The sequence below is a fragment of the Methylovirgula sp. 4M-Z18 genome, assembly GCF_037890675.1.
In the GTDB taxonomy this organism is placed as follows: domain Bacteria; phylum Pseudomonadota; class Alphaproteobacteria; order Rhizobiales; family Beijerinckiaceae; genus 4M-Z18.
Genome location: NZ_CP149574.1, coordinates 3,963,933 through 3,985,417, shown reverse-complemented (window position 1 = coordinate 3,985,417; position 21,485 = coordinate 3,963,933). Strand labels below are relative to the sequence as shown.

The following is a 21,485-nucleotide window of genomic DNA, read 5'->3' as shown; positions in this document are numbered from 1 at the left end:
AATAAAAATACATCGTGAGGAGGTTCGGGTGACCATATTTCGGCCCGCTGGAATTTCAGAAAGTGTCATTGACCGGATTGTTCATGCTGCCCTTGCCGAGGCCAGCGGAGGCTTTTCGCCCATGGGGCTGGCCACGGCCTGGTTTGATTGGGCCGTACATCTCACGGTATCACCGGCACGTGTCTACGAATTGGTGCTCGAGGCTCAAAGGGCGGCTCTGAAACTGGGCAGCCTTTCCTGGACGATGATGCAGGGGCATGGAGAGTGCGTTCCCTGCGAGCACTCCTTGCCCCATGACAAGCGCTTTCGCAGCGTAGCTTGGCAACAATGGCCGTTTGCACTTTATGCCGAAACACTTCTGGCTACAGAACGCTGGTGGGATGAGGCCACAAGTCACGTTCATGGCGCCGCCCCCCATGACCTTGCCAAGCTCAATTTCGTCGCGCGTCAGGCACTCGATTGTTTCTCTCCCTCCAATTTTGTTTTGACCAATCCCGATGTGCTCAACCGCACCCGGGCCAGCCATGGCACGAATCTTCTGCAAGGCCTGGCCCATGCCGCCGATGATATGATGAAGGTCATGCACGGGCGGCGTCCCGCTGGTGCCGACGCCTTTCAACCGGGTAAAAATGTTGCCATCACCAAGGGCGAAGTTGTGTTGCGCACACCACTCGTCGAGGTCATCCAATATACTCCGGCCACGGAGCAGGTCCGCCCCGAACCCATCGTTATCGTGCCGGCCTGGATCATGAAATACTACATTCTCGATCTGCAGTCGGAAAATTCCCTGGTGAAATATCTCGTCGATCATGGTTACACGGTTTTCATGATCTCATGGAAAAATCCCGATGCGCGCCTCCGCGATATAGGCTTTGACGATTATCGCGCTGAAGGCATTGCACGTGCGCTGCATGCCGCCCTCACAATCACCGGCGCACCCCACGCCCATCTAGTCGGATATTGCATCGGCGGGACATTGTCCGCCATTGCCGCGGCGGCTATGGCGCAAAATCATGATGATCGGCTGCAATCGCTCACCCTGCTCGCCGCGCAAACCGACTTTACCGAGGCGGGCGAATTGCGGCTGTTCATCGACGAAAGCCAATTGGCGGTGTTGGATGATATAATGTGGGAAAAGGGTGTTCTCGCCGCTTCAAAAATGGTGGGAACATTCAACCTTCTGCGTTCCAACGATTTAATCTGGTCGCGCTTGATCCATCATTACCTTCTGGCAGAAAGCGAAGCCACATCGGACATCGCGGCTTGGTCGCTTGACGCAACACGAATGCCATTTCGCATGCATAGCGAATATTTGCGCGGCCTGTATTTGAACAACGATTTGGCTGAGGGTCGCATGATGGTGGACGGAAAACCCATCGCGCTCCAGGATATTCGCATTCCGTTGTTTGTGGTGGGGGCGGAATGGGACCATGTTGCGCCCTGGACATCGGTCTATAAGGCGCACAGTCTGTTCGAAACCGACATCACTTTTGCTCTTACCAATGGCGGCCATAATCAGGGTATTGTCTCGCCGCCGACACATACTAACCGGCACTATCATATTCTAACAACGCCTGCGCGTGACCTGCGCACCGATCCTGCCACATGGCTCAAAAGTGCGCCCTTAAACGACGGCTCATGGTGGCCAGCATGGATTAAATGGCTTGAGTCCCGTTCCGGTTCACCAGTGGCGCCCCCCAACATTGGGGATCCCTCACATGGTTTGCCGGTCATTGCGCCGGCGCCTGGATGTTATGTGTTCGAGTAGCCGCCTTTCGATCACTCTATTTCGGATAGCCGATGCACCAACGGAGCCATGAGATGCCTCCGTTGGTAGCTGGCTCATCTTGCGCTGGGCGACAGATTTAATTTCGACTTTCCTGAACCGCTTCTGCGCCTCGGTTGGAACTGGGATTGTAACTGTCAAAATGCCATTGTTGAAGACGGCTTCGACATTTGCGGCATTGACCGCTGCGGCCTCGCCAAAGCGCTTTGGAGTTTCCAGGCGGTTCTCGTCCAAATCGACAATTATAATATCTGCCGGCGAATAGAACCGCGCCGTCAGCACACATTCGGCTCCAGCTCAAAAGCCGGTTAAGGGGCTGAGTTTGCTGTACATCAATTCCGCCTCCGTCATTTTGTGCTTTTCTGCGGCGCAAGATGATCTGGAGAAGCTGCTATGCAAGTTAAAGATGCGATGACATCTCACATCGTCGGCATTCAGGAAGATGCACCCATTGCCGAGGCGATTGAATTGATGCTGAAATCCCATATCAGCGGTCTTCTGGTTTTTGATGCGACCCAAAAGCTCGTTGGCATTTTGAGCGAAGGCGACCTTCTGCGACGTGTCGAGCTCGGCACCGAAGAGGAACATGCACGCTGGGTGTCCTTCTTGCGTGGCCCAGGAAAAGCTGCATCCGATTACGTCCGCAGCCACGGTCGGCGAGTCAGTGAATTGATGAGCACCACCCTTTTTACGGCCGACAAAGACGACGATCTGTATGATGCGGTGGGTCTTATGAACAAACACCGGGTGAAGAGACTGCCTGTCACGTCGCAAGGCGAAGTGGTTGGAATCGTGACGCGGGCCGATCTTTTGCGCTTGCTTGCTAGCCTTTTGCCGGCCACAGACCATATTGATGCAGACGACTCGTTAAGAGAAGCGATTTGCCGACAAATTGCCGCACAGGACTGGGCGCCGATCACGACGATCGATGTAGAGGTCCACGGCGGCAATGTTGACCTCCACGGCAATATTCTCGATGAGCGCCAACGGGAGGCATTGATTGTGATTGCAGAAAATACGCCGGGCGTGAAGGCGGTCCACGATCATCTCGTCTGGATTGAACCTTATTCGGGTGCATTTCTTCTGTCCGCCGAGGACCAGAAAACGACGAAAAATTCAAAGTCGGCCGCCTAGTCGGCGCACGGCGTGCTGCCATGACTGCAATCAAATCTCTTGTGAAACTAGCGATTCGTGAAGGCCGTATTTTCACCGGATACAATTTGGCGAACAGACGCCATCGACCCACGGCGTTACACGATGGGATTTGATTCCGCTGACACGGCGATACCGGTTCGCCTTACGCCACCCGTCGGGGCGCGATGCCGCATACGAGTATCCGTGGCATGTTGGGCACGGAATCGATCACAGCCATATTGTGGCTGCGCGCGATATTGCGGCCATGGCTGAGATGGGAGACGTTGCCGTCGCGATTGAGCGCAGTTTTGCCAACCGTGGGTGAATGAGCGGACCGTTCGGCGGGGCAGAGACATCCGCGCGGCAGATAGAGGCGCCTCACGTGACTTTGATGAACGCGGCGGCATCCAGGCCGCACGATCTCGACGTTGGCGCGGCTTCACTGTTAATGGAGGTAATCCTGACCGCAGCCGAATTTACCCCGTTTGCGTCGTGATGCGGCCAGCCTCGGCGCGTCACCGTCAATGGGTCATCAGCGGCAGCGTCTCAGCCAACGCCTGCACCACCGCGCGCGCGTCGACCCATCCGACTATGACTTTGGCAAATGACTTGGGGGGATGAACCCCGGACGGCACAAGATAGAGCCCGTGGCCGCTGTCAAACATCCTCGCTTCCACGATCTCCCGAGGTAGGCGGCGGGCGACATCCTCAATCTTGCGCAACTCATGGGCGACCTTGAGTGGGCCAAAGTGCTGTTCCAGGCGCCGAAAGGTCGCAGCTCCTTCCTCATGGCTATTCTTCACATAAGATGGGCCCGGCACTGCGCTGCGTTCGTCTCAGTATGAGCGATACGGATCTCATCTTCCACGGTGGCGTCAAGATGAACCATCACATCACGATAGGTGGCGAGCGCCGTTGCCATCATGGTCGCCTCCCTGCCAGCCGCGGGCGGGGCGACGTTCAAACTATGGGGAACTGGCGCTCGCGGCGCGCCGATCTACATCAATTCTGGCTATGTCCGCATTATTTCAGCACTTATAATCGATGTGTTGGTTCTACATCCTTTCCCATATCGCCCTGTGGCGGCAATTGATTCGGATCAAGGCGAGGTCGGCACGGTGGTCTAGGATGTGCATATCCCTCGGTAGGAGCAGATATGGCCAACCTAAGCACCACACCGTCCCAGCCCCATTTTTCTTATGCGGATGTTGGCGGGGGGCTGCACCGTTATATGCTGCGTGTCTATGGCTATATGGCCGGAGGACTAGCCCTCAGCGGCCTGATTGCTTATTTTGCTGCGCAAAATGCCTTTTATGAAGTGATTTTCGATACGCCTGCGTATTGGATCGTGCTGCTGGCGCCCGTGGCTCTCGTTTTTCTCCTCACCTTTCAAATGAGCCGCATGAGTGTTGCGACCGCTCATATATGTTTCTGGGTCTATGCAAGTACAGTCGGTCTGTCGCTGGCCGGCATCTTCGTCATTTATAGTACGGTAAGCATCGCGCCGGTATTTTTCATCGCGGCGACGACCTTTGCGCTCACCAGTCTTTATGGTCATGTCACCCAGCGCGATCTGGGCGGGTTGGGCACATATCTCATGATGGGTCTTTTCGGAGTGGCGATCGCCGGCCTGGTCAATCTTTTCTTTGTGTCCTCGGCCTTCCAATTCGCTCTGTCTATCGTGGGCGTGGTGGTGTTTATCGGCCTGACCGCATGGGACAGTCAGCGTGTGCGCGAGATCTACGTTACCGCGGATGAAGACAATGTGACGAGCAAGAAAGCGATTCTCGGCGCGCTTGCCCTCTATCTCGATTTTCTAAACCTCTTCCTCATGCTCATGCCACTCACTGGCGGCGGCCGCCGTCGTTGGTAGGGAAAATCCATATGCGACAGATACGAATCAACTTCGACTATCGCGACCGACCGAGGCGACGAGGATGACAAACGCACATAAAAGCGATGCCACGCAGAAATCCGATTGGGTTGAGACACTCGAACATGATCTGGAGATTGTTGCCCATGAACCGCCGCCGCGACTGTTCCTGCGGTTGTTGCGACTTGACCTGCCTTATATTGCTATGTTGTCGGCGGCAGTGCTGGGCGTCGGCTATGTGAGCTTCGTGTCAGGCCCGAGCCCGCTCATTTGGGAATGGATCGTCCCACTTTTCGCTCTCGCCTGCATTGCCGCTGGCTGGCGCCATACATTTGCGTCGGGTCACTTCATGCTGATTTTGAAACAGGCCCTCCACTGGTCAGCGGTGCTGGTTGCAATGAATCTCGCCTATCTCCCAAGTGTGCGCAGCGTGGCCAACAATGCAACCACCGGGCTCATGCTCATGACCATTCTGGCGCTCGCAACTTTTCTGGCCGGGCTGCACATTGCGGCGTGGCAAATCTGCGTGGTTGGGCTGTTGTTGGCGCTGGCGGTGCCGGGTGTGGCCTGGATCGAACAATCTGCGGTGCTCATCACTGTTGTTCTGGTCGGCCTGATTTTCCTTGCCTTTGTCGGCGCGTCGTTATGGTGGACCTTTCGACACGAGCGCCGCGTCAGCGGATAGACGAGGGCATGGCAGAGGTTCCGAAGTTTCCCTATGATGTGTTGTGGGAGGAGCAGCAAAATGTTTCGGTGACCAATCTGACGCGCGAAAATGGGGTGGAATTCCTTCGCGTCGCGCCTCGGTTTGAGGTTGCGACCCATGCAATGTCTTTCCATTGCAAAACGTCAAGGAGACCGCGGCCGATCTGCGTGGCGGACAAGGGTCGGTGCGGCTATCCTTGCTTGCTGTAAACGGCTCAAGGGACCACAGGGTCGTACCAATGCCGAAAATCGACGGCATTTTGATTCAACGCAAGGCGCGTCGTCGCGCTTGCCTTAAAAAAGCTCGTCGCAATTCTGTGAGCTTGACCATGACGATCAAATCCATCCTCTCTGTTATCGCAGCGGGTCAGTCTGACGATGACATTCGCGCCGCAATCGCATTGTGCCAGTCAGTCAATGCGCATTTGAGCCTGTTGATCATAGCGTTGGCGCCGTCACCGCCGATGGCCGACTTTGGGATATCGGGTTCAAGCCTGTGGGTCGATGCCTTGGAGAATGACGTTGCAACCCTTCATCAAAGGGGTGCACAGGTTCGTACACTTCTGGCCCGAGAAGATCTATCAAGTGACGTTGAGGGCGAATATGTCGAAATGGCGCGGGCGGCCGAAACCATCGGTCAACGCGCCTGCTATGCCGATCTCGTGCTGATCGGATCTGATCTGCAAAACCATGAGGATGTGCGATTGCGAGCGATTATTGGTGCGTTGTTTGACTCTTCTGTACCCTTGCTCCTGAGTCAGAGGACAGCGACAACCACATTACAACCCCGCACGATTGTACTCGCCTGGGATTCGAGCGTTGAGGCCAGTCGAGCCGTACATGCGAGCCTTGGTCTATTGCGAAAAGCGCAGAAAGTGCATGTCACCATGGTTGATCCGGATGCGTTCTATCACATCAACGGTGCCGAACCAGGGGCCGACGTCGGTGCCTATTTGGCGCGACATGGTGTTACTGCAATCGTTGAACGTCTACCAAGCGCCGGTAGCTGTGTCGCCGACGTATTGAAACAGCATGCGACGGATGTTGCTGCCGACATGATCGTGATGGGAGCCTATGGCCATTCGCGGTGGCGGGAACGGATTTTCGGCGGGGTGACGCAAGCCATGCTTACGGATGCGCCTGTGCCAGTATATTTGGCACATTGAGTCGCAGTCTGGGGATCCGCCGTGATTCGGGAGGCGACGTAGAAAGCATTGCCACATTGCGATGCATTGGTTGCGCGGAGTGCTTGCCGGCCTGAGTCTTCGCGCGAGTATGCCCATACCGGTTACGCAGATTGAGGCATTGGCCTTCCACCGTGTCTTAAGACATGAGTGAGCCATCGCGGTCCCGCTATCATGGTTGTCGAGTGCCAGCCGAGCCGCAGGCGACTTTTGGAGGTGTTTGGGGCGCCACCGGTCAGCTGCGAAATGGATGGAGAACCTACGTGGACATCGGAAACGCGCGGGCAATAACTTCCCAGGAAAGCGAGCTAAAATTCAGACTCACGGCTGATGACGTTGCCAATATCCGCGCCCGGTCAATCCTCACACCACTGTCATGGCGAAAGGAAGTTCTTCAATCGACTTATTTCGACACTTCCGACCACTTGCTTCACAAAGCAGGCGTTTCGCTTCGCCTGCGTAAATCTGCTCACCGGATCGTGCAGACACTGAAGTATGAGTCTCCGGCGTTCGCCAGTCTATTCCTGCGCCGCGAGTATGAGATCCGAGTGCCGCGGCCAATACTTGATCTGGATCACGTACGCCGTCATTGCCCGGCGAGGCTGGCAAAACACATTGATGATAAGCTGAAAGCCGTCTTTTGCGTTGACGTAGAGCGTACAAATTGGACTCTTCATTGGAACGGCAGTGATATCATTGCCTCCCTCGACGAGGGAATTATTCAAGCCGGGGGCAAGCGCCAACCAATCCGCGAACTGGAGATTGAATTACGGCACGGCGCGATTGCCGATGCGTTTGATCTCGCAAGAGCGCTTGCGAAGGTTGCGTGCCTGGAGATCGCGACCACCAGCAAAGCCGAGCGCGGTTATCGTCTGCGTCGGGGAGGAACGTCGACGTTTTGGAAACCTCCCGCGATCACGCTCGACGCAGACGTGGCGTTCGAAGATGCTGTTCGGACCAACGCACTGCACTGCATCAGTTATTTCGCGGCGAACGAAGCGTTGTTTTCGGAGCGGCATTCCGCCGAAGGTGTACATCAGATGCGTGTGGCATTAAGACGGCTTCTTTCGCTCATGTCATTGTGCAAGAAATGGTTGCCAAAAATGCGCAAAGGCAAGAGCCGAGCAGAGATAAAACGAGCATTTAGGCGACTTGGCGAAGCCCGGGATCTCGACGTCGCCATCGAAGCGCTCAACAAGAGCAAACAGTCCGATACGGGGGCCATTCTCAATGGTCTTTGTCGGGACCGCAAGGCGGCTTATCGGAAAGTCGTTGAGTTGCTATGCTCCAGGCGCTTTTGGGCCCGGATGATCGCACTTCTGGAGACTATCATATGCGGTCGAAACACAAACAAGCAAGCAAGCGCATGTCGACGCTGCGAGGCGCCCCACTCGTACTATTGTGTCAGACATTTTGACAAAACGATGGAAGAAGCTGAACGAATTCGCCCCAGTATCGCACTTGAGTGAACAAGAGCGGCATTGTCTCCGTATTCAAGCGAAAACGCTTCGATATGCATGCGAGTTCGTCGGTAACGCTTTTCCTGGAGCGGCACATACCGAACAATGCGAACATCTGAGCGCCCACCTCGGGTCGCTTCAGGATTATTTGGGTAAGCTCAATGATGTCGTATCGCTTAGGGAGCGCCTACACACAATGAATGGAGACATTACGCCCAGTGCGATCATCAAAGGCAAGGCATCGCGTCGGCATCTTCTGAAAGCCGCCGAGATCGCGCAGGAGTTGGTGCTTCGGCAAAAGCCCTTCTGGCAATCGTTCTAGGTGGCACTCGCGACAATATCGCGCGGCCCTTTCTCGATCCTGGATCGCTGCATTCGTGCGGAAACGGCGAGGAGGCGGGCCTTCGAAACATCGATTGCATAGCCGCAGTCCGACGTCCGTTTTCGGGCCGGGAAGCGAGAGGGAAGAAGGCGTTCGTGAGGGTGACGGCCGATTGGGATTGCGGCAGATCAAAGCGGCCGGGATCGGGACCGATAGCCTACCGATGTCGAGAAATGCTGCAGAGCCAGCGCAAGGGCCACGATGAAGCGGACATCTTCCGTTCGTTAGGCAGGCACTCTGACGGGAGTTAATAACCTATGGCCAAACCATCTTCCAATTGGAAGCAATACGGCCCGGTCCTATACATCGGGGCGGCTCTTGCTGGCGGGCTCCTGCTGCAATGGGCATGGACGCAGTCCAATCGAGTCGAGACCATCCCCTTCAGCCAGTTCGACGAGCTGGTGACGCAGAACAAGGTCGCGGAAGTCTCGGTAGGCGCGGACCGCATCGAAGGGGTGCTCAAAGACCCGATGCCGAGCGGGAACAAGCTCTTCATTACCGATCGTGTAGATGCCCAACTCGCCGACAAGCTTGGCGCGCATGGTGTGACCGTTAACGGAGTGCCGTCCGGCGGTCTGCTAATGACTCTGCTTTCCTGGATCGCACCGTTCGTGTTCTTCTATTTCATCTGGGCCTTTCTCATCCGCGGCATGGCGGGGCGCCAGGGTTTCGGAGGCCTGATGACGATCGGAAAATCGCACGCGAAGGTCTACATGGAGGCGGACACGAAGGTGACCTTCGCCGATGTTGCGGGCGTGGACGAGGCAAAGTTCGAACTCCAGGAAATTGTCACTTTCCTTAAAGATCCTAAGAAATTTGGCCGGCTCGGCGCGAGAGCGCCGAAGGGCACGCTCCTCGTTGGGCCTCCTGGGACGGGTAAGACGCTCATCGCGAGGGCGGTGGCGGGCGAGGCAGGGGTACCCTTCTTTTCGATCTCGGGATCGGAATTCGTGGAGATGTTCGTCGGGGTAGGCGCGGCGCGTGTCCGCGACCTTTTCGAACAGGCACGCAAAGCTGCGCCGTGCATCATCTTTATCGACGAGCTTGATGCGCTCGGCCGCAGCCGAGCGTCGGGCGGCTTTGGCGGCCAGGACGAAAAGGAACAGACCCTCGACCAACTCCTCTCCGAGCTCGACGGTTTCGACCCGAGTTCGGGTGTGATCCTGCTTGCGGCCACCAATCGACCCGACGTGCTCGACCCCGCGCTGTTGCGATCGGGTCGGTTCGACCGGCAAGTGCTGGTCGATCGGCCAGACCAAGCAGGCAGGCTTGCCATTCTTAAAGTCCATGCCCATAAGTTGCGCCTGGCGTCAGATGTGGACTTTGAACAGATTGCCGGCATGACGATTGGCTTTACAGGCGCGGATATCGCTAACCTGATAAACGAGGCTGCCATTGCGGCCACTCGCCGCGATGCCGATGCGGTCGCTCTGGCGGATTTCATGGCCGCGATTGAGCGTTTGGTTGCGGGAGCGGAGAAAAAGAGCCGCGTTCTTGGCAAGGAGGAGCGGCGGCGTGTTGCCTATCACGAGATGGGGCATGCCCTCGTGGCCGCAAGCCTGTCTGGCGTGGATCCGGTCCAAAAGGTCTCGATCGTGCCGCGCGGGATTGGTGCGCTGGGATACACAATGCAGCGTCCAACCGAAGACCGCTTTCTTCTGACTGAGAGCGAGCTTGTGAATCGCTTAGCCGTGCTGATGGGCGGCAGGGCTGCCGAGAGGCTGATCTTCGACGGCGACATCTCCACTGGAGCCGCCGACGATCTACAGCGAGCGACCGAGCTTGCCCTTGATATGGTCGTCAAATACGGCATGGACAAAGTTGTGGGGGATCGGACCTATACCGCGCCGTCTCAAGGTTTCATCGGGCTGTCCAGGGACAATCTATACAATGCGGCTGAGCTGACGGGCCGCGAAATCGATCTTGGCGTACGACGCTTGATCGATGACGCCAGCAAATGTGCCAGAGAGATCCTCGAGCGCAGACGGGATGATCTCGATAGAGGCAGCGCGATACTGCTGGAAAAGGAAACACTGACGCCCGCAGAATTTAAACCCTTGCAGAGGCTCACGCCAGTCGCGCCCGATGCTGGTTCCACGATAGATCCTGTGCCCCTGCGCGTCGCTTCATAGGGATGTGGGAAGGCGCAAGGGCCGCTCAGCCGCAATCGAGCGGGCGCGAGGACAGCCCCAGCAGTGCTATAGTGGCGACGTATTCGCCTGGCCGTCAGGGCGACGCGGAGGCCGGTTCGCAATCAAATTTCGGTCATCTTCCAATGGAAGGTGATCGAGTCCAGTATGGCCTTTCATATTTTCCCGTCGCTCACAATCGCGAGGTCATATAGAGGCGCGCGTCGCAGCGATCTTTCTCCCCGTCGAGACTAGCTGTATTGTCTTCAGTGACAAAATGTATGGAGACTCGCGTGACGCGATAGCGCTTGGGGGCTGTTAAGCGGGTCGCTAGGATGTGTTTCGTACCTCAGCATGCCTCTTCCGAAGAGGCAATCTCTCGGGATTGTCTCGCATCCGTAGTGCACTCTTGCCCGCATCCGCAAGTGCGTCTTGATGCCTATTCGTGCTGTGCCGCGAATAGCTTGGAGTTCACAGATATTCAACTTGGTATAAACATCATGATCGCAGCTGCGCCCATAACAAGCGTTCCGATCCACCCAAGCACGACGATTGGCATCTTTTCGGTATATTTGCCCATGACTGATTTGCGGCATGCCAGGACGATGATCACCGCCATCAACGGCACCGCAACCACGCCGTTGATCACGGCGCTCCAAAACAGGGCCCGCATCGGATTGATCGGTGAATATTGGATCACCAGACCAACAAGTACACTGACCGCAATAACGCCATAAAAGCCGCGCGCATCTTTGGCCTTGCGTTCGAGACCCCATTGCCAATCCATGGCCTCGCTCAGGGCATAGGCAGCAGAGCCGGCGAGCACGGGCACACCGATCAGGCCAACACCCAAGATGCCGAGCGCGAAAAGCAAATAGGTGAACTCACCCGCGAGCGGGCGCAATGCGCTCGCGGCCTGGGCCGCCGTCTCTATATCCGTTACACCGGCGACGTTTAATGTGACGGCAGTTGCCAGGATGATGAAATAGGCCGTTATGTCGGAATAAAACATACCGCTCCAAGTATCCCAGGAGATGCGATCCAATTCACCTCGTGCTGCGTTCTCATTTTGCAGCAATGACTTGGCGTTATTGTGGTTGCGCATGTCCTCGACCTCTTCTGACGCCTGCCAGAAGAACAGATACGGGCTGATGGTGGTGCCAAAAACGCCCACAACCACCGTGGCTGTCGTTGTGTCGAATGCGATGTGCGGCCAGAGCGAGCGGGCCGCGACATCGCCCCAGGGAACATGCACCGTAAAGAGCACCGCAACATAGGCTAGCAACGAAAGCGTCAGCCATTTCAGGAACCATACATAACGATGATAGGGGACAAAAATTTGCAAACCCAGAGTGAGGAGGACGAAGGCCAATGTCATCGTATGACGGTTAATGCCGCTCACGAGTTCGGCAACCTCGCCCATCGCTGCGACATCGGCCGCAATATTGAGGGTGTTGGCGATAACCAGAAGAAAGACCGCGATTTGTAGAACGTAAGGTGGGAAGGCTTCCTTGATATTGGCCGCAAGGCCTTTCCCGGTGACTCGGCCGATATGTGCGCACATCAACTGAATGGCAGCCATCAGCGGGAATGCCAGCGGCATGGTCCACAGCATATTCAAGCCAAATTGCGCGCCGGCCTGAGAATAGGTCGCAATGCCGCTCGGATCGTCATCGGCAACGCCTGTGATGAGTCCCGGGCCGACGTGTCTCAGAGGGTGCTCTTTGAGGCGCTGCCACGCGATGCGCAGCATCCTGGTCGGAACCGATGGTCGAGGCTCGCTTGCGATGGGGTGCATGAATCGACTCCCAAATGAAACTGCGAGATATCGTCGCGAGAATCCCCGTCTTTGCCTTGACTTACGTCAAGCCCGCCGAGTGTACGTGCTTGGTTCGGAGGAGAATCGCGCCATGATCGCTCTTATATGATAATGTCGGGGCTCTAGGCCCAACCGCACCTGCTCACACAGCTAGTCGGCAACGAAGAGAAGCTGGCATTTCTTTGAGCATCGCCTTGGTGACGTCGGTAAAAATTCTTTTCCGCCGGCGCGAGTGGTCGTAGGCTCCCATCACGATGAGATCGGTCGCAATCTCCTTGGCATGACAAATTAGGACGTGGGCAACGCTCCAGCCCATGGTGGGCAATTCGCCGATCGTAACCGAAACGTTGTGCCGCGTGAGATAGGTCGCAATATTGGTTCCCCGACCAAGGTCGCACTCGTCGATCTGCGGCTCAGGATTCTCCGAGGCGATGTGGATCGTCCGCGCGCCTTTCAAGAAGGGAGGAGCCGCGCGTGCTGCCCAGGTTACTTCGATGCGCGAATCCCAGGCAAGGAGGATGGTTTTCACTTCGAAAGCAAAGGTAGCACTATCGGGAAGCTAAAGCACAGATGGGGCGGAAGGGTGGGCGTGTCGTTTGTGCCGGCATTCGCATGAGCGATATTCCAAGCCTCCCCTATCGGTCTTTGTGGGAGGATCGCGCCGCATGGGAAACTGCGATTCTGATGCACCAGAAACGTCATGGAACGAGTTCGAGGGAGGCCGGCGTGGAAGAGGTTTCGAGACGCGAGCCGGCGGGACGCGCTGCTGACCGCTTGCGCAATTTGCGCCGATTGACATTGGCGACCTTGATGGACCTCTGGCCTGAGCGACGAAAAGACAACCCGCAATTTGGCGATCCGCAGGACATATGTGACGGATCTTCGCGAGAAATACGGCAAATTTGTCAATCGCTTGATCACGGAGTAGCCCCGGCCGATCTGTCGGGATCAAGCATGTTATTATGAGACGCGGAAACTGGCTTTGACGTCGTCAGCCCATGGCCGGATGCGACACAAAAATCATAATTGCTTTGGTCCGATCAAATTCTGATATACTCATTGCCAATCATCTCGACCTCGCCCGACTTGTCGTCCGGGCCGGTTTTCTTGGCTTTGAATGGGACAGGATGACAGGATGACAGGAGGATTGATCGAGACCGCCGAGACGTTTCGGCAGGTAATAGAGGCGGCGCGGCTCGGCCTCTGGCGATGGCAGCAATCCGATGATGTTTTTTCCTTTTCACCTCAAGCCTGTCACTTGCTCGGCGTCGTCGAGGGGCGCGTGAGCCGCGCGGCATTTATGCATTGTGCCGCGCTGCCAGACAGGCCGGCGCTCGAATTGGCATTGCACGATCTGACGGACGGATCCGGTCAGATCGATCTGCATTTTCACACCGACAAAAGTGTGGAGCCTCATAAGCTGTTGCGCGTTCGGGGCAGGCTGGACGCAAACGGCGCAAGCGGTATTCTGATCGAGGCGGGAAGGCACCATACGTCCGATTACACCGCAAGTCGCCTCGCGTCGATCGTCGCGTCGTCGGACGACGCGATCATTACCAAGACACTCGAAGGAATTGTCACCGACTGGAATGCCGGTGCGGAGACGATTTTTGGCTATGCCGCCAAGGAGATTGTCGGCAAGCCCATTGATCTGTTGATACCATCCGGGCGAGAGGCGGAGGAGAGGGATATTCTTGCCCGAATAAGGCGCGGCGAAAGGGTCGAGCGCTTCGAGAGCCAGCGGCGGCACAAGGATGGCTCGATCATCGACGTTTCCCTGGCAGTTTCGCCTTTGTTGGATCGGGCGGGTCGTCTGGTGGGCGCTTCGAAAGTGGCGCGGAATATTACGGCAGCCAAGAGAGCGCAGGAGGCGGTTGAGGATCGCGAGGCTCAGTTGCGTTCGATTCTCGATACGGTTCCGGATGCGATGATTGTGATCGAACCGCACGGCCAGGTGCAATCGTTTAGCGCGACGGCTCAACGGATGTTCGGCTATACAGCGGAGGACGTGATAGGCCATAATGTCAGCATGCTGATGCCGGAACCCTACCGCCACCAGCACGATGACTATCTTGGCCGCTATCTTGCGACCGGAATCCGGAAAATCATCGGCATTGGCCGTGTGGTCGTTGGTCAGCGCAAGGACGGATCCACTTTCCCGATGGAATTGTCGGTTGGTGAGGCACGCTCGGGCGCGCACCGCCTTTTTACCGGTTTCATTCGCGACCTGACAGAACAGCAGGAGACGCAAAACCGGCTCCAGGATTTGCAAGCCGAACTGATCCACATGTCGCGTTTCACTGCCTTGGGCGAAATGGCTTCGACCCTTGCCCATGAGCTCAATCAGCCACTGTCCGCCATTGCCAATTATCTCAAGGGTGGTCAGAGGGTGCTTGCCGGCGGTCAAAATGAGGCGTCCGCCACAGCGCGTATGGCCATGGAACGCGCCGCAGAGCAGGCGTTACGCGCTGGCCAGATCATTCGCCAATTGCGGGATTTCGTGACGCGGGGCGAAAGTCAGCGGAATCTCGAGCAACTGACCCAGTTGATCGAGGAGGCCAGCAGCCTCGCATTGATTGGCAGTAAAGAGACCGGCGTGCGTGTAACCTATGCCTTCGCCCCCGGCACGATCATTGTCTATGCGGCGAAAATTCAAATTCAGCAGGTCTTGCTCAACCTGATTCGCAATGGCATCGAGGCCATGCAAGACATGGAGACGCGCCACCTAGAGATTACGACGCGCATATCTGCGCCTGGCACGGTGCAGGTCGGTATCGCGGACACCGGACTGGGGGTATCGGCGGAGATCGCGGCCAAATTGTTCCAGCCGTTCAACACGACGAAAAGCCGCGGCATGGGCGTCGGCCTGTCGATATCGCGCACGATTGTCGAGGCGCATGGCGGCCGCTTGTGGGCCGAGCCGAATCCTGGTGGCGGCACGGTTTTTCGCTTCACGCTGCCGGTGGCGACCAACAAAGAGGATATCGAGGATGGAAACGAACGGCGTGATTCATCTGATTGATGATGATGATGCTGTGCGGCAATCGCTGGCCTTCTGCCTGGCAACTGCCGGCCACGCCGTGCGCGCCTACGAATCGGCGGAGGCTTTTCTTGCCGCACTCAGTGGGCTCCAGCCCGGCTGCATCGTGAGCGATATTCGTATGCCGGGCTTGGACGGACTTCAATTGCAGCGGCACTTGAACGAGAAAGGTGTTGCTTTGCCCATGATCATTATGACGGGCCACGGCGACGTGCGGTTGGCGGTGGAGGCGATGAAAGCGGGTGCCGTCGACTTCATCGAAAAGCCTTTCGATGACGATGTTCTGCTCGCGGCCATTGTCGTGGCACTCGATCGATATGCCGAACACCAGCGCCACAATATCCAAGTCGATCAGATCCGGACGCGGCTCGAGACGCTATCGCCGCGGGAGCGTGAGGTGCTGCAAGGCCTCGTTGCCGGTCATCCCAACAAGACGATCGCGTATGATCTTAACATCAGCGCCCGCACCGTGGAGGTCTATCGCGCCAATGTGATGAACAAAATGGGCGCTCGCAGCCTCTCGGAGTTAGTGCGCATGGCACTCGCGACAAATATTGCTCCAAATGGCGTTGGTTGACGGCGATTTCCCTCATTTGCGTTAAGTCAAGGCAGTATATGGCGGCCCGGTTCAGATTGACGCACTTGGACCCACACGAGGACGCCTGGAATATTGCCGATGACCAGGGGGCAGCAGACCATTTTCATCGTTGACAGGGATTCTGCATTGCGGGATTCGCTCAAGTTCGCCCTCGAGACGGAGGGGTTTATCGTGCACGTTTGCCGCACCGGCGACGATCTCAAAGCCCACCCGTTTTTGACATGCGGCCAATGCGCTGTTGTCGAGCATATGCCCCCCCGCGTCGACGGCCTTGCCATCGTCGCGGATCTCAAATCGCGCGGTCGCGATCTGCCCGTCATTCTCGTCACCGACCGGGTCACTCCCCAACTGCGCGACACGGCCAAAGCCGCCGGGGTCCGCCATATCGTTGAAAAGCCGCTGATAGACGGCTCCTTGAATGATCATTTGACGGCCATCTTGCGAAACAACCAGACTACGTAATATCCCTTAGAATCTAACCGAATAGCGCGATGCAGCGAAGCCAGGTACATGGAAGCCCAAGGTCAAAGCCGGGAGATTTCCATGTTTGCCCACTCCGCTCTCAAAGCAACGCAGCATGCCGCAGCTCTCGCCCCTCATCTTGCCGCCCCTTTCGTATCTGGAGCGCAAATGGCTCCCGATACGATCGAGACCGCGCGTCCGAAGGCTGGCACTGTCTTGCAATTTTCGGGCAATTCCGAAATCTATGGCGAGGGCGACGCCGCCGATTGCGTGTTCAAGGTGATGTCGGGCGTGGTCCGCACCTGCAAATTTCTGAGTGACGGCCGGCGACAAATAAATGCCTTTTATGTCGCCGGCGACCTTTTTGGACTCGAGGCGGGGGATGTCTATCGTTTGACCGCGGAGGCGATCAACGATTGCGTACTGGTCGCATATCGCCGCAGCCACCTCGAAAAGGGCGCGGCGCAAGATAGTCGCCTGGCTCGGCAGATGTTCTCGCATGCGATGCGCCACATGGTGCGCGCTCAGGATCATGCCCTGCTACTCGGGCGCAAGACGGCGCTGGAAAAGGTCGCGGCGTTTCTGACCGAGTGGGCGCAACATTCGCCAGATAGCCAAAATGTGACGCTGGAAATGAGCCGGCAGGATATGGCCGACTATCTCGGCCTCACCATCGAAACGGTCTCGCGGACCTTGTCACAGCTCGAGCACAGCGGCGTCATTGAGATCCTGGTGGCTCGACAGATCAAGATCAAGCGTCAGGCAGCCTTGCGCAACATGAATGCCTGACACTCTTTGTCACCATTTTCGGCGCACTTGATCTCGTCGATTGTGCGGCAAGTTTGAGGCTACTGATCTTGGAGTGCGAATTACGCGGAGGCTGTCATGCGCATGGCCAGCGTCGGCAAAGCCATGATCGAGAACCGAACACTCCTTAAATCACAGCCCTAATTCTGTGCCATAGGCGCTGACGCGAACACCGGAGCAATGGGCGCTCTGATCGGTTGAGCAAGGTGGCACGTCGCTTTCTAAAAAGTGCGATCCATGACGAAGATTGTGCTCTTAATGAGCTTCACAATAACGTCGGTTGGAGCAGTGATTTCCAAAATCGTCTCTCGTTCGGGGAAGTTTCGACCTGGCCCGCCATGGACAAGAGCCGTTATACAGTCTCTCGCAACGCACATCTGACCCGACAGTTTGAATTTTAAGCACAGTCGGCGGGACCGATTTTGATCCGGATCAAGGTAACAAACGAGGAATACGATGATTGATATTAATTATATCTGTCACGAGTAAAGAACATCGATCACCAAGTTCCGGTCAGCGCGAGGCGATGATCGCCCCTCTGGCCGCGCGCTTTGGACATTACAACCTGTCGCGACATACGTGTCGCTGATAAAGCCGGAGATAGTCGGGCAAAGCGTCGAGCAGATCCAGCGGTCGCCCTCCTTGTCTTCGACGCGAGGAACATCGATGCCGGGCAGGGCGCTACGTAAATTCCCTTTGGGGACCCTACCGGATAGCGGCGGTTGCCGCGCCCGGTCCATTGTGAGGCGTATTGAAGGATCCGTGTATGTCTTCTAACTCCACCCAAGCGCTCGCCGCTCCTCGATCCGTGGCACGGGGGAGCCGCATTCGTGTCTGGGCCGGCGCGATCTGGCTGCACCGGTGGTTCGCACTTTGGGTTTGCGTCTTGGTGGCGCTTGGCTTTTGGCAAGGCGTACGGGTGCTTCTGGGTCCCGCCGTGGTGGTCGATCGGTTGCAAAGTGGTGACCTGGTGCAGACGGTGGTAGCAAGTGGCAATGTGTTAACGCCCTATCGCGTCAATATCGGCGCACAAATCACCGGAACGGTTTTGGACGTCCTGGTGGAAGAGGGGCAGGAGGTTACCAAGGGGCAACAGGTCATCATACTTGAGAATAGTGAGCTGAAAGCGGCCCTCGTCCAAGCACAGGGCGCGCTCGATCAGGCTCGGACGCGTATGAGACAATTGGTGGAATTGACCCTGCCGACCGCGAAGGAAGCGCTCAAGCAGGCCCAGGCCACCGAATTTGACGCGCAGCAGACCTATGATCGCACCGCCAAGCTTGCCCAGGACGGCTATGCCACCCGCGCGTCACTTGATGACGCCAGGCGGGATCTTGATATCGCCCAGACCCAGGTACGCAGTGCCGAATTGCAGGTCTATTCCACCAGCCCTGGAGGAAGCGACTATGTCACTGCCGAGACGCAACTCAATCAGGCAATGGCGAATCTCGACACCGCCAAGGCGCGATTTGATTACGCGACCATCCGCGCGCCGCGTGACGGCGTGTTGATCACGCGCAACGTAGAGCGGGGGACGGTGGTGCAGCCGGGCGTGCCACTTCTGGTTCTCGCACCGAAAGGCACCGTGCAATTACAACTTCAAGTGGACGAGCGGGACCTCGGTGCGCTCGCGCTCGGACAAAAAGCCCAGGCATCGGCAGATGCCTATCCCGATCAGAAATTCGAGGCGATCGTCAGTTACATCAATCCCGGCGTAGACATCTCCCGAGCCACCGTCGAGGTGAAGCTCGATGTCGTCAATCCAGCCAAATATCTTGTCCAGGACATGACTGTGTCAGTGGATGTTGAAGTGGCGCGACGCAATGCGACGCATGTGCTGCGCAGCCGCGACGTGCACGACATTCTCACGCAAGAACCGTGGGTCCTCACGATCAAAGACGGTCGTGCCGTCCGGCGTCGGGTGAAACTCGGCATCCGCGGCAATACTCAAGTGGAAATTCTCGACGGTCTCGAGCCTGGTGCCCCTGTCATTCCTGTGACCGCTGGCGTGCTCAACGGCCAAAAAGTACGAGCCATTGATTCATGAACCGTTGGCTACCTTTCGAATGGATCACCTCGGTCCGCTTTCTGCGGGAGGGCCGGCTTCAAACAGCGTTTATCGCCGGTGGCATTGCGATTGGCGTCGGCGTCATCGTCTTTATGTCGGCAATGCTCGCAGGACTCGAAGCCAATTTTATCAAACGTGTTCTGACCTCGCAGCCGCATATTCAACTTATCCCGCCGCAACAAATAGCGCGGCCTTTGCGTGGCAGCCCACACGAATTCGAGGATGCAACGGTGGAGCGCCCGGCGCAGCGCATCATTTCCATCGATCAATGGCCAGGGATTCGCGATGCCCTGCTGGCCATGCCGGAGGTTATTGCGGTCTCACCCACCATGACTGGATCGGCTCTGGCCGTGCGCGGGCAAGCCAGCCGCTCCATTTCCATGGCGGGCGTCGATCCATCGTCATACTTCAAGATCGTGCCGTTGGGAGATTATATCGTCGCGGGGCAGGCGCGTCTAACCAGCCAGGATATTGTCATTGGTACGGAGCTGGCAAAGGACCTCGGCGCGTCCATCGGCGACAAGATAATCGTTACCACATCAAATGGCGGCTCCCTGTCGTTGACCGTGACGGGCCTGGTCGACCTTGGCAACAAGGGCGTCAATGAGCGCAACGCCTATGTGGCCCTGCGCGCCGCACAATCCCTTCTTGGCGCGGTCGGCGATGTCACCACTATCGACTTGACGGTGCGCGACATTTACGGCGCTCAAGATCTCGCGCAGGAGATCGGCGCATCGCATTATGTTGAGGCTGATAGCTGGATAACAAACAATGCTCAATTTTTTGCAGCCGTGCAAGCACAACGCAATTCCAACATTCTCATTCGCATTTTCGTTGCGCTCTCGGTCGCCTTCGGTATCGCGGCGGTGCTGGTTGTGTCGGTTGTCCAGCGTTCCAAGGACATCGGCATCCTGCGTGCTATGGGAACGACGCGTGGACAGATCATGCGCGTCTTCTTACTGCAGGGTGGGCTCCTCGGCTTTCTTGGTTCGTTAGTGGGCTGCGCGGCCGGCGCCGGCGCCGCCATCTATTGGCATGCCGTGGAACGCCAGCTCGACGGTTCAGAATTGTTCCCGCTGATCTTGGAGCAAAGCCTCTTTATTTCGACAATCATTCTCGCGACGATTACTGGCCTTGCGGCAGCCACCGCGCCTGCCCTACGCGCCGCGAAACTCGATCCTGTGGTGGCGATCCGTGGCTGAGCCGATTCTCACTCTCGAAAAGGTCTGCAAAGCCTATAATGTCGGGCTTTCCACTGAGGTGGAAGTGCTGCACAATATTGATCTTAGCCTGATGCCCGGTGAATTCGTCGCGCTCATCGGTCCCTCGGGTTCGGGCAAAAGTACGATGCTTAATATTATCGGTTTGCTCGACCGTCCAACCCGGGGCGCGCTCTTTATTCATGGTCAAGATACGAGCCAACTGTCTGATGCCCAAATTACCCATTTGCGCGGGCATACCATAGGCTTTGTCTTCCAGTACCACTATTTGATCTCCGCCTTCACAGCGCAGGAAAATGTGATGATGCCGCTGCTCGCTGATCGGGGCTTTTCGAGCGAGGCAATCGAGCGACGGGCGCTCGAGCTGCTGCAGCAAGTGAGTTTGGAAAAGTTTGCGCACAACCTCGCCACTAACATGTCCGGTGGCCAGCAGCAGCGCGTCGCGATCGCCCGTGCCCTTGCGATGAAGCCAGATCTCGTTCTCGCGGACGAACCCACCGGCAATCTCGATACGAAATCCGCCGACAGCGTTTTCGAACTGATGCGGCAGGTTAATCGTACCAGCGGTACGAGCTTTCTAATTGTCACGCATAATATGGATCTCGCGCGCCGCTGCGATCGGATCGTCGAAGTGGTGGATGGGCGAGTGAGTGCAAATACCGCCACAAAAGATCGCGAAGCGCTGACGGTGCCGCAGGCGTAAATGTCGTCGCGGTAATCGTCGCAGCCCTGGATCGGACGTTAAACGCCTCGCTTGATAGGAATCTAACCAAAGTGAATGAATGAGAGTGCAAATTTAGCTCTCAATTTTGGAATGA

General features: G+C 56.9%; 19 protein-coding genes and 2 pseudogenes. 17 read left to right on the top strand and 4 right to left on the bottom strand.

Annotation, left to right across the window (positions count from 1 at the left end):
* Positions 1 to 28: 28 nt before the first annotated feature.
* Positions 29 to 1,768 (top strand): PHA/PHB synthase family protein, encoded by a 1,740-nt coding sequence (locus tag V9T28_RS18355; RefSeq protein WP_199500229.1) that lies wholly within the window; start codon positions 29 to 31, stop codon positions 1,766 to 1,768.
* Between the two features lie 411 nt (positions 1,769 to 2,179).
* On the top strand, positions 2,180 to 2,920 hold the full coding sequence (locus tag V9T28_RS18350; protein ID WP_116402184.1) for a CBS domain-containing protein: 741 nt from the start codon (positions 2,180 to 2,182) through the stop codon (positions 2,918 to 2,920).
* 521 nt (positions 2,921 to 3,441) lie between these two features.
* Here V9T28_RS18350 and V9T28_RS18345 read toward each other — a convergent pair.
* Positions 3,442 to 3,585 (bottom strand): hypothetical protein, encoded by a 144-nt coding sequence (locus tag V9T28_RS18345; protein WP_210210427.1) that lies wholly within the window; start codon positions 3,583 to 3,585, stop codon positions 3,442 to 3,444.
* Positions 3,586 to 3,719: 134 nt separating this feature from the next.
* On the bottom strand, positions 3,720 to 3,842 hold the full coding sequence (locus V9T28_RS18340) for a hypothetical protein (RefSeq protein ID WP_281024283.1): 123 nt from the start codon (positions 3,840 to 3,842) through the stop codon (positions 3,720 to 3,722).
* A gap of 234 nt (positions 3,843 to 4,076) precedes the next feature.
* Here V9T28_RS18340 and V9T28_RS18335 point away from each other — a divergent pair, with 234 nt between their 5' ends.
* The 7 genes and pseudogenes from V9T28_RS18335 (at position 4,077) to ftsH (ending at position 10,656) form a co-directional block, all read left to right on the top strand.
* Positions 4,077 to 4,793, top strand: coding sequence for a Bax inhibitor-1/YccA family protein (locus V9T28_RS18335; protein ID WP_116402181.1), 717 nt, complete (start codon positions 4,077 to 4,079; stop codon positions 4,791 to 4,793).
* A gap of 64 nt (positions 4,794 to 4,857) precedes the next feature.
* A complete protein-coding gene (locus V9T28_RS18330) occupies positions 4,858 to 5,478 on the top strand; it encodes a hypothetical protein (protein WP_116402180.1) in 621 nt (206 codons plus the stop codon).
* A 259-nt stretch (positions 5,479 to 5,737) separates the two neighbouring features.
* The gene (locus V9T28_RS18325) at positions 5,738 to 6,664 is read left to right on the top strand and encodes a universal stress protein (RefSeq protein WP_147306495.1); all 927 of its coding nucleotides are present in this window, start codon (positions 5,738 to 5,740) and stop codon (positions 6,662 to 6,664) included.
* 281 nt (positions 6,665 to 6,945) lie between these two features.
* Complete coding sequence (locus tag V9T28_RS18320; protein WP_158554876.1) at positions 6,946 to 8,151, top strand: CYTH and CHAD domain-containing protein; 1,206 nt, start codon at positions 6,946 to 6,948, stop codon at positions 8,149 to 8,151.
* Positions 8,084 to 8,275 (top strand): annotated as a pseudogene (locus tag V9T28_RS23395) (CHAD domain-containing protein); the annotation flags it as partial. The gene V9T28_RS18320 and the pseudogene V9T28_RS23395, both read left to right, overlap by 68 nt.
* 63 nt (positions 8,276 to 8,338) lie before the next feature.
* Complete coding sequence (locus tag V9T28_RS18315; RefSeq protein WP_281024282.1) at positions 8,339 to 8,464, top strand: hypothetical protein; 126 nt, start codon at positions 8,339 to 8,341, stop codon at positions 8,462 to 8,464.
* 317 nt (positions 8,465 to 8,781) lie between these two features.
* Positions 8,782 to 10,656: an ATP-dependent zinc metalloprotease FtsH gene (ftsH, locus tag V9T28_RS18310; RefSeq protein ID WP_116402176.1), complete on the top strand. Its 1,875-nt coding sequence runs from the start codon at positions 8,782 to 8,784 to the stop codon at positions 10,654 to 10,656.
* Positions 10,657 to 11,134: 478 nt separating this feature from the next.
* Here the strand turns inward: ftsH and V9T28_RS18305 are convergent, their stop codons facing one another.
* Entirely contained in the window at positions 11,135 to 12,451 is a 1,317-nt protein-coding gene (locus V9T28_RS18305) for an NRAMP family divalent metal transporter (RefSeq protein ID WP_116402175.1), read from the bottom strand.
* Positions 12,452 to 12,614: 163 nt separating this feature from the next.
* Entirely contained in the window at positions 12,615 to 13,001 is a 387-nt protein-coding gene (locus V9T28_RS18300) for a universal stress protein (RefSeq protein WP_116402174.1), read from the bottom strand.
* A 47-nt stretch (positions 13,002 to 13,048) separates the two neighbouring features.
* Between V9T28_RS18300 and V9T28_RS18295 the strand changes: the two are divergent.
* The 8 genes and pseudogenes from V9T28_RS18295 to V9T28_RS18260 form a co-directional block, all read left to right on the top strand.
* Positions 13,049 to 13,156: pseudogene (locus V9T28_RS18295) on the top strand (alcohol dehydrogenase); the annotation flags it as partial.
* 451 nt (positions 13,157 to 13,607) lie between these two features.
* Positions 13,608 to 15,494: a PAS domain-containing sensor histidine kinase gene (locus V9T28_RS18290; RefSeq protein ID WP_116402172.1), complete on the top strand. Its 1,887-nt coding sequence runs from the start codon at positions 13,608 to 13,610 to the stop codon at positions 15,492 to 15,494.
* Positions 15,463 to 16,089: a response regulator FixJ gene (fixJ, locus tag V9T28_RS18285; RefSeq protein WP_116402171.1), complete on the top strand. Its 627-nt coding sequence runs from the start codon at positions 15,463 to 15,465 to the stop codon at positions 16,087 to 16,089. The genes V9T28_RS18290 and fixJ overlap by 32 nt, the downstream gene beginning before the upstream one ends.
* 99 nt (positions 16,090 to 16,188) lie before the next feature.
* The gene (locus V9T28_RS23390) at positions 16,189 to 16,572 is read left to right on the top strand and encodes a response regulator transcription factor (RefSeq protein ID WP_116402170.1); all 384 of its coding nucleotides are present in this window, start codon (positions 16,189 to 16,191) and stop codon (positions 16,570 to 16,572) included.
* A gap of 168 nt (positions 16,573 to 16,740) precedes the next feature.
* Positions 16,741 to 17,361 carry a helix-turn-helix domain-containing protein gene (locus tag V9T28_RS18275; protein WP_116402169.1) on the top strand — a complete coding sequence of 207 codons (621 nt, stop codon included), beginning with the start codon at positions 16,741 to 16,743 and terminating at the stop codon, positions 17,359 to 17,361.
* Positions 17,362 to 18,145: 784 nt separating this feature from the next.
* Positions 18,146 to 19,426 (top strand): efflux RND transporter periplasmic adaptor subunit, encoded by a 1,281-nt coding sequence (locus V9T28_RS18270; protein WP_116402168.1) that lies wholly within the window; start codon positions 18,146 to 18,148, stop codon positions 19,424 to 19,426.
* Entirely contained in the window at positions 19,423 to 20,649 is a 1,227-nt protein-coding gene (locus V9T28_RS18265; protein WP_116402167.1) for an FtsX-like permease family protein, read from the top strand. Before V9T28_RS18270 ends, V9T28_RS18265 begins: the two co-directional genes overlap by 4 nt.
* On the top strand, positions 20,642 to 21,370 hold the full coding sequence (locus V9T28_RS18260; protein WP_116402166.1) for an ABC transporter ATP-binding protein: 729 nt from the start codon (positions 20,642 to 20,644) through the stop codon (positions 21,368 to 21,370). Before V9T28_RS18265 ends, V9T28_RS18260 begins: the two co-directional genes overlap by 8 nt.
* The last annotated feature ends 115 nt before the right edge of the window (positions 21,371 to 21,485 follow it).